This window comes from Pseudonocardia sp. Cha107L01 (assembly GCF_052566575.1).
Window position 1 is genome coordinate 6,543,901 of the sequence record NZ_CP199579.1, and the last position, 15,185, is coordinate 6,559,085.

Here is a 15,185-nt window from a genome sequence, read left to right on the forward strand (position 1 = left end):
ATATGGGGAGACGATGGGACGCACTCGGCGTCGAGGGGCCCGAGCTAGCGGTTGAGCCGTCCGGTCATTCGGATACCGCCCGACACAGCCAGTCCTCCGCCTGGACCCGCCCGTCGAGCGGTGGAAGGGAAGCGCGGACCTCGACCGGGTTCAGCTGATTCCGCGCGGCGTCGCACAGAGCGGTCGACAGATCGGCCACGGTGAACTCGTCCGGCAGCACCCCGTGCCCATGTAGCTCGAGCCACTCCCGCAGGCCGGTATCCGGGGTGGCGACGATGTGGCAGCCGTGCGCCAGGCCCTCGACGATGGAGAGCCCGATCTGCTCGCGCCAGCGCCCGTCCCGCCGGGACGGCAGGACCACGATCGAGGTGGTGATCATGAGTTCGTGCATCTCCGGCCGCCCGATCAGGCCGAGCGGCACTATCGACGAATCGGACGCCGCGGCCCGCGCCACGTCGTCAGCGAGCGGTCCGGCCCCCGCCATCGCCAGCTCCCAGCCAGCCCGGCCCAGACCCGACTCCGTCCAGGCCGCCAGGAGATCCAGTACGCCCTTCCGGGGTTCGAGAGCGCCCAGAAAGGTCACCCGCCGGAGCTTCGTACCGATCTCCTCACCGAGACATTCCTGGGGGAGATCGTTGAACAGTTCGACTCCGCCCTGCTCGGGCAGCAGCCGGACCGCCACGTAGCAGTCGCTGGCTCCGCGACTGGCCAGGGCGACCCGATCGAAGATCCACCCACTGAGGTGGCGGACAAAACCGAATGCGACACCCCGCGACCCGCCCGGAATACCCCGCAACAGCGCCGAGGGGTCGTTGTTCTCCATCGCGTACGTCACGATCCGCGTCTTGCGCCGGCACACCAGGTCGGACACGCGCACGGCGAGGCCCACCGACAAGGTCAGCGGCAGTGCCCGTAACCACAGCGGCTCCGGCAGCTGCACCACGTTCCAGCGTCGCTTGAAGGCCCACAACCACGCCCACATCAGGCTCACGCGGTGGGCACTCGGCCACACCGAGCTCCGGTCCAGGTCGCCGTACCCGGAGACGTAGATTGTGATCCTCTCCGGCGACGGTCGGGACCGTTCGAAATGGGCGCTCCGCGCTTCGGGCAGCACGCGCAGAACCTGCACAGAGACCTCCTTCCTCGCCGTGCGCCGCGGCGCACGAACCATCACTACAAGCGGGCAGGCAGCACGACGGCGCGCGCCGGCTGACCGCTACTCCACCGTCGACCTCATATCGACCGCCCCCGAGCAGCTATCACGGAAACATCACAAATGCCGATAACCACATCGGAGCGGCCGTCGATCGGGCGCACCAATGCGGCAAGAAAATCTGACTCCCGGCGATCACCATTACGCAACCCTGCCGCGTAGAGTCCTCGCACGTTCAATGGCGCCACGAAGAGGTCCTCGACCATGCCCGAGGCAATCAGCCGCGCAAGGCACACTGGTCGATTGCGAGACGGCATGATGCCGCTGACCAGCGGTGAAGACACGATTTCCACCGTATCTGAGGATGCCGCGGTACCGCGCCGTAAATTTTTACGACTCCGCCCCCGAATGGCACCCGATGGGCGCGGAAACCCCACACGACATGGGTCGATCCGGAGAGTCGGATAGTGAGATGCAACACTAGCGCGAAGATTACTCGCTTGAGTTATGGTCCTGCTGACCGAGGAACGCGAGAGTCGCCTGGAGATACCTAACTCTTATGATGACAAATCCATGCGAACCGCGCTAAACGCCAGGGTTGCGCTCCGGGCGCCCGCGGTCTCCCTTGCATCACAGGTCACGGGGCTGGTTCAGCTCGTGCTCATCCTGGCCCGGGCAGGCACGAACCAGAGCACCGACGCCTATTTTTACCTGTTCAACGTCGGTCTCGTTCCGATCCAATGCATCATCGTCGGAATGATGTATCCCTCGCTGCTCAATGATCGGGGGATGTCCCGAGCCGGCTTGGCGAGGATCCGATGGTTGACACCCGCGCTCGGCCTCGTGTTCGTCACCGGAGGGGCGCTGTGGCTCACGGAGCGCGACCGGCTGCCCGTGGACCTGATCGCATTGGCCGTCCTGAGTGCGTTGAACGCACTCGTACAGGCTCTGCTCTGGTTCAAGGCGGTCGCGGCCCAAGCCGGCGGCAACGCGCTGTGGATCTCCGGGGTCGCGTTGCCGGCGAACATCCTCGCGGTCGTCGCACTGACCTACCCGTGGAAGTCGCCGCCGGCCGCGATGACCATCATGGTCGGGGCACTGCTGGTGGGGAACATCGGCCTGCTCGTCGCCATGACCCGCCGGAAGGTCGGCACGGCGGTCCTCGACTCGGTCCCCCTGGTGGCACCGTCGCGATCGGGCCCGTTCTGGTTCCTCGGCAAGTCCACCGTCGGCTACCTCGGCCAGATCTTCCTGCAGTCGCTCGCGGTCCTACTGCCCGCCTCGGGTGTCACGTTCCTGAACATCGGCGTCAAGATCGTCAGCTCGGTGTCGGCGACGTTCGTGAACGCCACCATGCCCTCGCTCGTCCACCGCTCGACCGACTCCCCCCACTCCGCGCGCCAGTTTCTGCGCCTCACCGTCGTGGTTGTCAGCCTCGGTGGCGCCGCGCTGGTCGCGGGGACCTGGATCATCTGGCCAAGCCTGCTCAGACCGGCCATCGTGGTGGCCCTCTGGCTGATCGCCTCGTCCGCCTCGGCGATCGCCGCCCAGATGTCGTACCGCTTCCTCACCCCGCAGATGTCGACCCGGACCATCCTCGTGGTCACCGCGGTCGTCGCGCTCACGGCGCTCTCGTCGCGGGGAACCGGCTTCGACCTCACCGTGGCGCTCTGCGCCTACGCCACGATCGACGCCGCGTCGGCGCTGCTGTTGCTCCTACCGCTGCGCGACCGGACGATGAGCCTGCTTCTCGGTGGTGTGGTGGCGGGTCTGGCCAGCACCTGGATCACGGCATACCTGTAGGCACTGCCCGCGTTGCTCGGGACGGTCAGTCGCTCGGGATGGTCAGGAGGCGGCCGGCAGCAGCTGGCCGCCTCGAACGCGCCGGTCGTTGGGTTCGTCGCTGACGATGTTGCCGTCGCGCAGCCACACCTTCCGGGTGCAGTACTCGGCGACTTCCTCCTCGTGAGTGATCACCACGATGGTGCAGCCGGCCTCGTTGAGCTCGCAGAGCAGCTGCATGATCTCGGTCGTCGACTTGGTGTCCAGTGCCCCGGTCGGCTCGTCGGCCAAGATGATCGAGGGATCGTTGATCAGAGCGCGCGCGATCGCGACGCGTTGCTTCTGGCCACCGGACAGCTCGCTGGGCACGTGCCGCAACCGGCTGCCAAGGCCGACCCGCTCCAACGCGGCCTTCGCCTTCGCCCGCCGGTTCCGGACCCCGTTGTAGATCAGCGGCAACTCCACGTTGCGCATCGCATCAGTGCGCGGGATCAGGTTGAACGACTGAAACACGAACCCGATCTTCCGGCCGCGGGCCCGGGCGAGCTCGGATTTCGACAGCTTGCTGACGTCGATGCCGTCGAGCATGTAGCGCCCGCTGGATGCGGTGTCCAGACAACCCACGATGTTCATCAAGGTGCTCTTACCGGAACCGGACGGGCCCATGATCGCGACCATCTCGCCGTCTCCGACGGTGAGGTTGATGCCGTGCAAGATCTGCATATCCCCCTCCGCCATCTTGAAAGACTTGGTGACGCCCTCCAACTCGATCACGATCTTTCCTCCCCGTCGCGGTGCCTGAACCACCAACTCGTGGTTTCCGGCCCGAAGTCCACCGCTGTCTGTACTCAGTTGACCGGGCCCGCCTGTGAGTTCGCTGTGGTTTCCGTTAAAGATCTGAATGCTTTGGATCCGCCGAGGTCACCGGCCCGGACGGCGCACCGGTCACCGTGACCGTGGACGACCCTGTCGGGCGGACAGCCGCCAAGTTCATGCCCGACGTCACCGACCTGCGCAGCACGCTCTCGGTCAACGACGAGCCGATGATGGACGCCTCGACGAGCGAGATGCTCTACGCGGTGGACGAGCAGCTCAGCATCATCAGCGAGTACATGCCGCTCTCCCCCGGCGACATCGTCTTCACCGGTTCGCCCGCCGGATCTGCCGCCCACCACGGCGGCCGCTGGCTGAAACCCGGAGACCGCATCGACGCCCACATCGGCGACATCCCCACCCTCACGGTGTCCATGCGGCACGACTGACCAGCTGATGAGCGGCGGCGGCCGGTCCGTCTCAACCGGTCGCGGTTGCCGCCGCTGACATGGCATCCAGTACCGCGCACCGCCCGATCTCGATGTCACGGGCCAGGGCGTCGACGGCACGGTCGCCACCGTGGCGCAGGTGCGCCAGCAACTCGGTGTGCAGGGCGGCGAGTTTGCCCGCGGTGTAGGCGGGCCGCGTGATCGCGGTGACGAACTGCAGTTCCTCCTCGCAGCTCGCGTAGGCGTCGATCAGTCGGCTGTTGCCGCTCAGCCCGACGATCGTCCGGTGGATCTCCTGGTGGGTGCGCACCACCTGCGGCCACGGCGCGTCGGCGGGCAGCGCCTCGAGCGCGGCGGTCGTGCTGGCCACCGGCTGGAGCGCGACCTGCCGGGACAGCGCGATGCGCAGGCTGCCGACCTCGAGCACCGTGCGGTAGGCGAAGAGCTGGTCGACTCTTGTCGGATACAGCTGCGGAACCCGGGCACCGCGGTTGGCCTCATGTTCGAGGAGCCCGTTTGCCACCAGGGTGCGCAGGGCCGAACGCACGGTGTAACGACCGACGCGGAACCGCTGGGCCAGGTGCTCCTCCTTGAGCCGCGAGCCGGGCGCGAACTCACCCGACAGCAACTCGTCGCGCAGTTGGTCGGCCAGCAGGGCGGCCGCGGCACTCAGCTCACGCACGGCTCGAGTCTGGCAGACACGGTGAGTACCCGCCGCGAACCCACGGTGTTCTTCCACCGGTGGTTCATCGCGTCGTGCTCGTCAGCGGCGCGGGTGATCGTCGAGCATCTGGGTGCCCATGTGCGCGGTGGCGGCCAGCTCTTCGTTGCCGGCGGGCAGGAATGTCACGTCGTGGCCGGCCAGCAGGTCGGGGATGCGCGACAGGGCGAGGTCGAACCCGGCAAGTGGTGACCCGGGATAGCCGCTGATGAAGGTGCCGATCCGTAGCCCGTCGGCCCGGTCGCGCCGCGCCTGCTCGAGCGGCACCCGCACCAGGGCTTGCAGACCCGGCAGGAAATGAGTGCCGTCCGCCGCGGTCAGTCGGTCAGTCAGGGAGGCAGCCACCGCCGCACTTTGTGTCACAATTTATTGTGACACAATCGACGACGTCGCGAACAAGACGTGTAGAACGTGCGGTGACACAGACCGGCCGCCGGCGGCGCAGACCCCGCAAGGTCTGTGCCACCGGTACCACGTCTGTGCGGCTGCGAAGGACGCCAGCCCGACTCACCGCGGGGTGTCCGCCGGAGCCTCTATCGGGGCGGTCGCCCGCGCGGTCGCCCGGCGCCGAGGGACGCTCGCCGCACAGACGGCGGACACCAGCGCGACGACCGCGAAGACATAGAAGTTCGAGGCGACGCCGTAACCGGCCGCGATCAACAACCCGGCCACCGTCGGCCCGGTGATGCCCCCCAGCCGACCCACCGAGGCCGTCCATGCCAAGCCGGCGGCCCGGCATGTCGTGGGGAAATAGGTAGCGGCGAAGCCGTAGACAAGGACCTGGGCTCCGATGGTGCCCGCGCCCGCGACGAAGGTCAGCAGGTACAGCCCGAGTGTCGGCAGCTTCACGCTCAGCAGGCAGATCGCGACGGCGGCAGCGGCGAACGACACAGCGACGACCTTCTGCGGCCCGATCCTGTCCGCGGCCCGCGACGCGAGCAGCGGTATCAGGATGGCGCCCGCGTTGAGCACCAGCAGGAAGGCCAGGGCGGAGCCCAACGCGTATCCGCTGCTGCGCATGAGCTGAGGCAGCCAGGTGTTGAGCCCGTAGGTCAACAGTAGTCCCCCGGCGCTCATCAGTCCCATCAGGACAGTCGCCGTCCGACGACCTCGGTCGAAAAGCGCGAGCGGACCTCGGCGTTCGCTCGCCTCGTTCCGGTCGGGGGCGGCGTGGCTGAGGCCGTAGCGCCGCGCGATCACGGCCGCTTCCTCGTGCCGCCCCCGCAGCGCGAGGAAACTGGGCGACTCCGGGAGGAATCGCAGCGCGAGCGGAACGACCGTGACCAGCGGGAGGACGCCGAACCAGAACAGACTGCGAGGCCCGAACTCCTCCAGGAACACCAGGCCGAGCAGCGCGGCGAGAACACCGCCGCCGGGGTAACCCGCCCACACGATGGCGCTGTGCGTGTTCCCGCGACCGGGCGGCGCGAACTCCACCGCCAACGCGGCCGCCGTGGGGATGAGCGCGCCGATCCCCACGCCGACCAGGAACCGCGCCAGCCCGAAGACGGAGAGGCTCGGCGCAACGGCGGTCACCGCCATCCAGGCCGAGAACCAGGCTGTTGACACGATGACCAGCCAGCGCCGCCCGACGAAGTCACCGATCGCGCCGGCCAGCAGCGAGCCCGCGAGCATGCCCACCAGCGCGTAACTCCCGATCAGCCCGGCGTGCGCTGCTCCCAGTCCCCACCGCGGATCAGCCAGGATCGACGGCAGCGCCGTTCCGTACGCGACCAGGTCGTACCCCTCGAAAACGATGGAAACCAGGCAGATGGCCAGCACGCCCCTCGCGCGGCGACCCGCGCGGAGGCCCCCAACACTGTGGTCCTGCATCTCTCTCCCTCCTCATTGACGGAGTACGGGGCATCGCCCGGACGGACACCCACGGCGGGGACCAGCCGACCCGGGCCGTCGGTCAACTCGGGCGTGGCCGGTGGGGCATGACTCGCAGCTCGTTGACCAGGGCACATTCCCTCGCCGAGACCCCAGAGCGGCGGTCCGCCGGCCACTTTTGTGTCACAATCTAACTTTGACACAGAAGGTTCTGAGCGGCAATGCCCTGTAGAACATCACGGGCGACGCAGCCGCCGAGCCGGCCCGGCAAAACCCTGACAGCGGCGCGAGCGTGCCCGGTCGCCGACGCCACGAGCACGACATTTCCGCGCAAACAAGAACGATCGTTGGCGTTATGCGCCTCTGACTGGTAGCTTCCCGGTTATGCCAGAACGTTCGTTGGCGTTTGAGGCTTCGAGGTCATCAGGTGCGCGGTTGTCGATCAGCTCTGCCCACACCGAGGCCGACCCAGGACATCGATAACGAGCTCCTCCGCCGGCGCCGGCCGCGACAACCAGGACTCCGCTGTCGGCGACCTCGCTGACGCCCACGGTCACAGCTGGTTAAGAGACAGCGAATGAAGGGACATTTGCAATGGTGCATTCACCGGTTGTCATCGCTGGAGCTGGACCGGTCGGTCTGACAACGTCACTGCTGCTCTCGGCCGCCGGGGTGCCGAACGTCGTGCTGGAGAAGCGCCACGGCACCAGCCTGCTGCCGAGATCACGCGGGATCATGTGCCGTACGTCGGAGATCTGGTCCCACCTCGGGCTGCTGCCAGCCCTGCGGGAGCGGAGCCTGCCGGAGGAGTGGACCCGCTACTTCCTCTACGTCCACGGGCTCAGTGGTGCGGAAATTGGCCGCATGGAGGCGACCTCGCAGATCGCGGAGTTCACCGCCCGCTACAGCCCCGCGCCCTTCCTGTGCAGCACGCAGGACCGGATGGACGACGTCCTCAACGCGGCGGCGCAGAACCAGGAGAACTCCAGGGTCCTGTTCGGACACGAGGTGATCGGGGTCGAGGACACCAGCAACGGCGTCAGTGTGCAGGTCAGGGACGGCGAGAAGTACACGATCGACGCCGACTGGTTCGTGGCCGCCGACGGGGCCAACAGCCCGACGCGCCAGGCGCTCGGCATCGAGATGCCCGGTGTACGCACCCAGCGTTGGTACCTCAACGCGCACTTCCGCGCCGACCTGAGCCGCTGGACCGATCCGGACCGCAAAGCCACCCTGATCTGGGCACTGGACACGGCGATCGAAGGGGTGTTCCAGCCGCTGGACGGGGGCACCGAGTGGGCGGGCGGCTCCAGCTTCGACGCCACCGTCGATCCTCCGGAGAGCTTCACCGCGCAGCGGGTGCGCGAGATGTTCCGCACGATGATCGGCCCCGGCGGCGAGGACACCGAGATCGATCTGATCGGATTCTGGCCGTGGTTCGTCTCGGCGACCGTCGCGGACCGGTTCCGGCAGGGCCGCGTGCTGCTCGTCGGCGATGCCGCCCACCAGGTCCCGCCGTTCGGCGGCATCGGCATGAACACCGGCGTCCAGGACGCCCACAACCTCGTCTGGAAGCTCGCGGCGGTCATCAAGGGCTGGGCCGGCGACGCGCTGCTGGACAGCTACGGACTCGAGCGGCGCGAGATCGCCCAGCGGGCCTGCACCTACGGCCTGACCAACGCCAGGCACGTGAGCTCGATTCGAGAGCTGCCCGCCGCTGAGCGCGTCGCGGCCCTGCGGCAGTACGGAAACTGGGCGGGCCTGGACGTCGGCGTGCACTACAACACGGGCGCATTCCTGCCCGACGGCTCCCCGCCACCCGGGCACGAGGTCGCCGTCGACACGTACCACCCCTCGGCGCGGCCGGGCGCGCGCGCTCCGCACCTGTGGGTGCGCACACCGAACGGGCGCGCCTCGACCATCGAGTTGTTCCACGACGGGTTCACCGTGGTCGCCGGGGCCAGCGGCGACGCGTGGACGAAAGCCGCGCGGAAGCTCAACGAGGCGAGCCCGGCCCCGGTGCGCGGCTACACACTCGGCATCGACCTGCATGCCGAGACCGACCAGCCCGATGACGAGTTCGGGCGACTGTACGGAATCGACCCTGGCGGAGCGGTGCTGGTCCGCCCGGACGGCCACGTGGCGTTCCGCTCCCGCGGCGCCGTCAGCGATCCCGCCGCGGTCCTAGCGGACGCACTCGCGGTGGCACTCGGAAGGAAGGAAGCGGCATGACCACTCCTGACACGATCTTTGCCGGACAGAGTCCGGTGGTGGCGACCAGCGGCGGCCGGGTCCGCGGCGAGGTCGTCGGCGGGATCGCCCGGTTCCGGGCCATCCCGTACGCGGCGCCACCGGTGGGAGCCCTGCGGTTCGCGCCACCCGCGAGGCCGTCCTCGTGGGACGGGGTCCGCGACGCGCGCTCACCGGCCGCGACCGCGCCGCAGACGCACCGGAGCCTGCCCGGGGTGGACCTGACGCCCGTCACCGGACCCGGTTGGCGGCGCGGCGAGGACTACCTCACGCTCGATGTGTGGTCCCCCGACATCGGCGCGCGCGGCCTGCCAGTGATCGTTTTCCTGCACGGCGGTGCCTTCGTCGCCGGGACCGGCTCCGCCGCCAGCTGTGACGGCTCCGGGTTCGCCCGGGCGGGGACGGTCCTGGTCACCATCAACTACCGAGTGGGCGCCGAGGGCTTCCTGCCGGTTCCCGGCGGGGCGACGAACATCGGCCTGCGCGACCAGATCGCCGCCGTCAAGTGGGTACGCGAGAACGCCGAGGCATTCGGCGGCGACCCACACAACATCACGCTGTTCGGGCACTCCGCCGGAGCGGCGAGCGTCGCCTGCCTGCTGCGCTCGCCCCTGGCCGAGGGACTGTTCCGCCGCGCGATCGTGCACAGCGGGAATGACGAAACGACGCGCCCGCTCGCTGTCGGACACCGGCTCAGTGCCGCTGTCGCCGAGGCCGTGGGAGTCGAGAACACCGCCGAGGCCCTGCGCGCCGTCTCCAGCGAGCAACTGCTCGAGGCACAGGCCGTCGTCACGACGCGTGGCACCAAACCTGACCTGCGCGACTCCGAGGGCTTCGACCCCGGCTACGGGCTCGTCACGTTCCTGCCCGTGACCGGCGACGACGTGCTGCCCTGGGACACCGCGTCCGGCACGGCGCCAGCCGGTTGGGCACCCGAGCTGCTCATCGGCACCTGCCACGACGAGATCAACGTCTACCTGGTGCCCACCGGGGTGGTGGACTCGGTCGGTGAACGCCAGGCGGTCGGCATGCTCCAGGCATCCCGACCGGACGCGGAAGCCGTGCTCGCGGCCTACGGGCTGGGTGAAGGCGACAGCCAACCCGGCTCGGTGTTGGCCCGGGCGCTCACCGATCTGGCTTTCCGCTCCCCCGCCCGTCGCCTGGCGCGGCGCCACCCCGGCCACACCTACAGTTTCGACTTCCGCTGGCCCTCTCCGTTGCATCAAGGTCGGTTGGGCGCCTGTCACGGGCTCGAGCTGCCCTTCGTCTTCGACACCCTCGGTACCGCCGGCGGCCCCACCGGGCTGGTGGGCGATACCCCTCCCACCCAGATCAGCGCCCTGATGCAGCAGGCCTGGGTGGAGTTCGCGGCGAGCGGCAAGGCCAGCTGGCCGCTGTACGGGCCCGACCACCAGGTACTTCAGATCGACGAAACGACGTCGGTCGGCACGGACGAAACCGCCCCGATTGCCGACAGCTGATTCATCCCGCCGGGCCACCGGCGGACCGGACACGCGGTGAGCGCCGGCCCGGGCCGGCGCTCACCGATCTCTTCTCCCTAGGCTGACACGATGCCCAGGCTCAGCGCCGATCTCCTTGCCCAGCGGCGGCACCACATCTTGACCAGCGCATGGAGCTGTTTCGCCCGTGCCGGGTTCCATGCCACCTCGATGGACGACGTGGTGGCCGCGACCGGCATGTCGACCAGCGCCGTGTACCGGTACTTCGCCAGCAAGGACGACCTGATCGACGCCACCGTGGACGAGGCCCTGGTCCTGGTCCGTGACCTGTTCAGCCAACTGCTGGCCCGCGAACCACTGCCGACCCCGCACGAAACCCTCCGTGCGCTGACCGAGGAACTGCACCGCCGATCCGCGCACCCTCGCTACGACCTGTCCCAGATCGTGATCCAGGGCTGGGCCGAAGCTCTGCGCCGACCCGAGTTACGCGAGCGCACCCGCACCTTCTACCTCGAAGCGCAAGCACACCTGGCCGAGCTGGCGCGGCGCTGGATCGGTGACGGGCAGCTGCCCGCCGACGCCGACCCGGACGCGGCCTCGGCGCTGCTGCTGGCCCTGATGCCGGGACTGATCGTCACCCACCAGCTCGTCGCCGAGTTCTCCGCCGACACCCTCACCCGTGGCCTCGCCGCGCTGGGCGGTGCCGGCCACCGCACCTAGCCGGCCAGCGCACCTAGCCGGCCAGCGCACCTACCCGGCCACCGCACCTAGTAGCCCCGCCCGGGGTTGAGCAGGCCCTGGGGATCGAGCGCCCCTCGGATGGCCGCCTGGACAGCCAGTGCCGTCGAGTCCAGCTGCTGGGCCAGCCAGCCCATCTTGAGCTGGCCCACCCCGTGTTCACCGGTGATGCTGCCGTCCAGCTCCAGCGTCGCCGTGCAGATCTGCTCGGCGACGGCCATCGCGGTGCTCCTGGTGGCGTCGCTCAGGTCCGGGAGATACAGGTTCGGGTGCACGTTGCCGTCGCCGGCGTGGCCCACGGTGGCGATCCGGATTCCGCTGTCCGCCGAGATGCGGGCGATGGCGGTGAGCAGCTCGCCCAACCTGCTGCGTGGCACGACAACGTCCTCGATGATGGTGGGCCCGATCGCCGCGATGGCGTGGCCGGCCAACCTGCGGGCCTGCATCAGCATGGCGCCTTCCGCCGGGTCGTCGGTCGCCACGGCCAGCGATGCACCCGCGTTCTCGCAACAGGTCACGATGGTGTCGACCTCGCGCAGGGCGTCGACCCCGTCGGCCTGCGCGATGATCAATACAGCCGCGGTCCGGTCGAGGTCCATCCGGGTGTGATCTTCCACCGCGTTGATCGTTTCCTGGTCCATCAGCTCGAGCACGCTGGGCGTCACGCCGCTGGCGAAGATCCCGTCCAGCGCCCGGCAGCCGGCTTCCAGGGTGTCGAACGTGGCCACCATGGTCGCCGTCCTGACCGGCAGCGGACGCAGGCGCAAGGTGGCCGATGTGATCAGGCCCAGCGTGCCTTCCGAACCGATGAACAGCTGCGTCAGGTCGAGGCCGGCGACGTTCTTGACCGTCCGGCCGCCGGTGCGAAGGATCTTGCCATCCGCGAGCACCACCTCCATGCCCAGCACGGAGCTGCGGGTGACGCCGTACTTCACGCAGCGCATTCCCCCGGCGTTGGTGGCCAGGTTCCCGCCGATCGTCGAGATCTCGAAGCTGCCCGGGTCCGGCGGGTAGAACAGCCCCAGGTGCGCCACGGCCCGGCTCACGTCCGCGTTGATGACGCCCGCTTCGACCACGACCGTCTGGTTCGGCGCATCGATCTCGCGGATACCGGTCATCCGCTCGAGGCTGACCACCAGGCAGTCGTCGAGAGCGGTCGCTCCGCCGGACAGGCCGGTACCGGCTCCCCGGGCGACCACGGGGGTCCCGGTCGAGCTGGCCCACCGCATGATGGTCACCACCTCGTCCGTGGTGGTCGGTCTCAGCACCGCGAGCGGCTTGCCGGCCGCCACCAGGTCAGCTCGATCCCGGGAGTAGCCCCACATCACATCGGGATCAGTGGTGAAGACCGCGGCCGGAAGGGCGCTGTGCAACGTCTGCAGGGTGTCGCTCATCGTGTCCGTCCCGATCTGTGTTGGCGTCGGGTCCGGCGGCCCGCCGCCGCCGGGAACCCAGAGCCGAGCCTTCTGGAGGCGGCGGGTCTTCGTTACCCCCATTGTGCGGCTCAGCCGCGGCCGGGAGGAATCAGCGGTCCAGAGTGAGGCGGACGAGCCTGGCGGGCTGGACTCCTCCTTCGGGCGGGTTGAGCATGCCGCCGGTCGCGGTGACGTACAGGGCGGTGGGGTCCTGTGGGTCGAGCGCGACGGACGTGGAGCCGGCCACGCCCTCGTCGAGGCCGGCGATGTCCTCGCGGTGTCCGTCCGGGTCGAGGCGCAGGACACTGTGCAGGACGTGGGTGGCGACGTACGCCCGCCCGCGCCCGTCGATGTCGAGGTCGTCGCCGGCCAGCCGCTCGGCGACGACCTCGATCTCGTCCGCCGGGCTGTTGCTGGCCACCGGGCAACGCACCAGCAGGGCCCGCTCGCTGTTGGTGACATAGACCCATCCCCCGTGCACCGCGATGCCGTTGGCGCCGGGCAGGGCGGTGGCGGGGTCGAGCTTGGTGAGCAGTTCGTGGGCCAGCCAGACCGAGCTGGTGCGCTGCACGGGGTCGATGGCCACCAGGTGACCGAGCCCCGAGTCCACGGCCAGCAGGCGGTGTCCGTCCCAGGTCAGCCCGTTGCCGAGCACGAGTTCGGGGACGTCGCACACCGTGTCGCCGGTGGGTTGGCCGGCGTCCGGGTCGTCGAGGCGCGCCAGCCGCCATCCCGGCTCTCCCATCACCCCGGTGAGGAAGAAGGTGCCGAGGTCGGTGGTGGTGATGCCGGTGACCGTGGTCGGCAGCTCGACGACGGTGTCCCACGTCCCGCCCGGGTCCACCCGGTCGATCCGGTTGTGCGACGGGACGGTGACCAGCCAGCTGCCCGGGTGCGTGCCGGACGGGGCGAGGTTCTCCAGGAACGTGCCCTCGGGCCACTCGGCGACCACGACCGAGGGCACCGGGCGCAGCGGCGGAGCGTCGTGCGCGGATGCGGAAATGGGCTGCCCACCGCCGAACTGGGTGCTCATGACGACTGGCCCAGCGCGTACCGCCCGAGGGCGGACCGCACGGCCGACGGGTCCGCGGGCACGTCCGTGGCGGCGAGGTAGCCGTCCGGGCGCACCAGCAGAGTGGTGTCCAGGCCGTCGAGCACCCGCACCGTGAGCTGGTCGAACTGGGCGTCACCGTCCGGGCCGCCGCTCGACTTGGGGACCGCGAGGGTCCAGTCCAGCCCGTGCGGAGCCACCAACGTCGGCGCGACGCGCTGGCCGACATGGTGCGCGGAGGTCGGCGGGGCATCCAGCCTCGGCGCGTAGTCGATGTCCAGCTGACCGAGGCGCTTGGCGAGCCAGTCCGTCGCGCCGGGCGCCTTTGCCGCCTCGGCCAGGACCCGGTTGCGCAGCTGGCCGGCCTCGGTGCCCCGGACGAGGGCCAGGCTGGCGATCTGGCTGGTGAACGCGACGAGCCGCTCGGCGACGGGGTGGCGTTCGCGGTGATAGCTGTCCAGAAGCTCGCCGGGCGCGACGCCGGTGAGGACGGCGTGCAGCTTCCAGGCGAGGTTCCCCGCGTCCTGGATCCCGGTGTTCATGCCCTGTCCACCGGCCGGGCTGTGCGTGTGCGCGGCGTCGCCGGCCAGGAATACCGGGCCCTCGGACAGCCGCTGCGCGACACGTTCCTGCACGTGGTAGGTCGAGGCGGCGACGACCTCGGTCACCCGGGGGAACTGAGCCGGCCCCCGGGCGGCCAGGAACGACTCGACGTCGGACAACGACGGCGGCCGCGAGCCCGGCGGGACCGAGGCGACGATCCGGAACTGGCCGCCCTCCAGCGGGGAGGTCAGCAGCACGCCCTGTGCGGAGAGGAAGAACGTGGTGTCCGCGTTGTCGTCCCCGAACGCGGTGGCCAGCCGCACGTCGGCCAGGGCGTAGAGCTGTTCGGGGGCCTCGCCGGGGAACCCGATCCCACTGATGTCCCGCACTCGGCTGTGCACCCCGTCGCAGCCCACCAGGTAGCGGGCGTTGACCGCGCGGACGGTGCCGTCCGGGGCCGCGACCGTCGCGGTCACCCCCGGGAAGTCCGACCCGAAGTCCAGCAGCTTGTGGCCGCGGTGGATGCTGCCGCCCCGTTGGGCGAGGTGCCGGGTCAGGTGCTCCTCGGTGGACTGCTGGGACAGCAGCAACACGTACGGGAACGGGGTGTCCAACTCGTCGTAGGGCACCCGCAACAGGCTGCGCTGACCGTCGTGCAGCTGGAACCCACGGCCGCGTTCGCCCGCCGCGACCAGCTCGCGCGCCAGTCCGAAACGGTCGAGGTACTCCAGCGTCGCGGGCTGCAGCCCGGCGGCTCTGGTGCCCGGCTGGAGCTCGTCGTTGCGATCTATCAGCACATGGTTGATGCCGAGTTGGGACAGACTGCAGGCGAGCGCCAGCCCAACGGGACCGGCTCCCACGATGAGCACATCGGTTCGGGCGGGCAGGGCTGACATGCTGTTCTCCAAATCACCGGAGTGCTGGATCATGATCTACTCCTACGTCCAGGTGACTTCTCCCCTGCACGGGCCGGCCCG

At 69.4% G+C, this 15,185-nt stretch carries 14 protein-coding genes; 5 read left to right on the forward strand and 9 right to left on the reverse strand.

Translation table 11 applies throughout. The annotated features are described in order from the left end of the window. Window positions 1–64 precede the first annotated feature (64 nt). Window positions 65–1,129 (reverse strand): glycosyltransferase family 4 protein, encoded by a 1,065-nt coding sequence (locus ACTXG6_RS30825; protein ID WP_445182914.1) that lies wholly within the window; start codon window positions 1,127–1,129, stop codon window positions 65–67. Window positions 1,130–1,233: 104 nt separating this feature from the next. Beyond that, a complete protein-coding gene (locus tag ACTXG6_RS30830; protein ID WP_445182915.1) occupies window positions 1,234–1,497 on the reverse strand; it encodes a hypothetical protein in 264 nt (87 codons plus the stop codon). Window positions 1,498–1,810: 313 nt separating this feature from the next. Here ACTXG6_RS30830 and ACTXG6_RS30835 point away from each other — a divergent pair, with 313 nt between their 5' ends. Next, on the forward strand, window positions 1,811–2,956 hold the full coding sequence (locus ACTXG6_RS30835) for a hypothetical protein (protein ID WP_445182916.1): 1,146 nt from the start codon (window positions 1,811–1,813) through the stop codon (window positions 2,954–2,956). Between the two features lie 42 nt (window positions 2,957–2,998). Here ACTXG6_RS30835 and ACTXG6_RS30840 read toward each other — a convergent pair whose 3' ends face one another. Continuing rightward, window positions 2,999–3,709: an ABC transporter ATP-binding protein gene (locus tag ACTXG6_RS30840; RefSeq protein WP_445182917.1), complete on the reverse strand. Its 711-nt coding sequence runs from the start codon at window positions 3,707–3,709 to the stop codon at window positions 2,999–3,001. A gap of 176 nt (window positions 3,710–3,885) precedes the next feature. Between ACTXG6_RS30840 and ACTXG6_RS30845 the strand changes: the two genes are divergently transcribed. After that, window positions 3,886–4,197, forward strand: coding sequence for a fumarylacetoacetate hydrolase family protein (locus tag ACTXG6_RS30845; protein ID WP_445182918.1), 312 nt, complete (start codon window positions 3,886–3,888; stop codon window positions 4,195–4,197). Between the two features lie 31 nt (window positions 4,198–4,228). On the opposite strand, the gene ACTXG6_RS30850 is transcribed toward ACTXG6_RS30845, so the two are convergent. From ACTXG6_RS30850 to ACTXG6_RS30860, 3 genes are all read right to left on the reverse strand, one after another. Further along, window positions 4,229–4,879 (reverse strand): GntR family transcriptional regulator, encoded by a 651-nt coding sequence (locus tag ACTXG6_RS30850; RefSeq protein ID WP_445182919.1) that lies wholly within the window; start codon window positions 4,877–4,879, stop codon window positions 4,229–4,231. An 81-nt stretch (window positions 4,880–4,960) separates the two neighbouring features. Beyond that, window positions 4,961–5,263: a hypothetical protein gene (locus tag ACTXG6_RS30855; protein WP_445182920.1), complete on the reverse strand. Its 303-nt coding sequence runs from the start codon at window positions 5,261–5,263 to the stop codon at window positions 4,961–4,963. A 162-nt stretch (window positions 5,264–5,425) separates the two neighbouring features. Continuing rightward, window positions 5,426–6,751: an MFS transporter gene (locus tag ACTXG6_RS30860; RefSeq protein WP_445182921.1), complete on the reverse strand. Its 1,326-nt coding sequence runs from the start codon at window positions 6,749–6,751 to the stop codon at window positions 5,426–5,428. 594 nt (window positions 6,752–7,345) lie between these two features. Between ACTXG6_RS30860 and ACTXG6_RS30865 the strand changes: the two genes are divergently transcribed. The 3 genes from ACTXG6_RS30865 to ACTXG6_RS30875 all read left to right on the forward strand — a co-directional run bounded on the left by ACTXG6_RS30865 (window position 7,346) and on the right by ACTXG6_RS30875 (window position 11,181). After that, window positions 7,346–8,983: an FAD-dependent monooxygenase gene (locus ACTXG6_RS30865; protein WP_445182922.1), complete on the forward strand. Its 1,638-nt coding sequence runs from the start codon at window positions 7,346–7,348 to the stop codon at window positions 8,981–8,983. Next, window positions 8,980–10,482 (forward strand): carboxylesterase/lipase family protein, encoded by a 1,503-nt coding sequence (locus ACTXG6_RS30870; RefSeq protein ID WP_445182923.1) that lies wholly within the window; start codon window positions 8,980–8,982, stop codon window positions 10,480–10,482. The genes ACTXG6_RS30865 and ACTXG6_RS30870 overlap by 4 nt, the downstream gene beginning before the upstream one ends. 90 nt (window positions 10,483–10,572) lie before the next feature. Then, a complete protein-coding gene (locus ACTXG6_RS30875) occupies window positions 10,573–11,181 on the forward strand; it encodes a TetR/AcrR family transcriptional regulator (RefSeq protein WP_445182924.1) in 609 nt (202 codons plus the stop codon). A gap of 47 nt (window positions 11,182–11,228) precedes the next feature. On the opposite strand, the gene ACTXG6_RS30880 is transcribed toward ACTXG6_RS30875, so the two are convergent. The 3 genes from ACTXG6_RS30880 to ACTXG6_RS30890 all read right to left on the reverse strand — a co-directional run bounded on the left by ACTXG6_RS30880 (window position 11,229) and on the right by ACTXG6_RS30890 (window position 15,137). Beyond that, window positions 11,229–12,593: an FAD-binding oxidoreductase gene (locus ACTXG6_RS30880; protein WP_445182925.1), complete on the reverse strand. Its 1,365-nt coding sequence runs from the start codon at window positions 12,591–12,593 to the stop codon at window positions 11,229–11,231. 130 nt (window positions 12,594–12,723) lie between these two features. Continuing rightward, window positions 12,724–13,647, reverse strand: coding sequence for an SMP-30/gluconolactonase/LRE family protein (locus ACTXG6_RS30885; protein ID WP_445182926.1), 924 nt, complete (start codon window positions 13,645–13,647; stop codon window positions 12,724–12,726). Further along, entirely contained in the window at window positions 13,644–15,137 is a 1,494-nt protein-coding gene (locus ACTXG6_RS30890) for an FAD-dependent monooxygenase (protein WP_445182927.1), read from the reverse strand. The genes ACTXG6_RS30885 and ACTXG6_RS30890 overlap by 4 nt, the downstream gene beginning before the upstream one ends. Window positions 15,138–15,185: the final 48 nt, after the last annotated feature.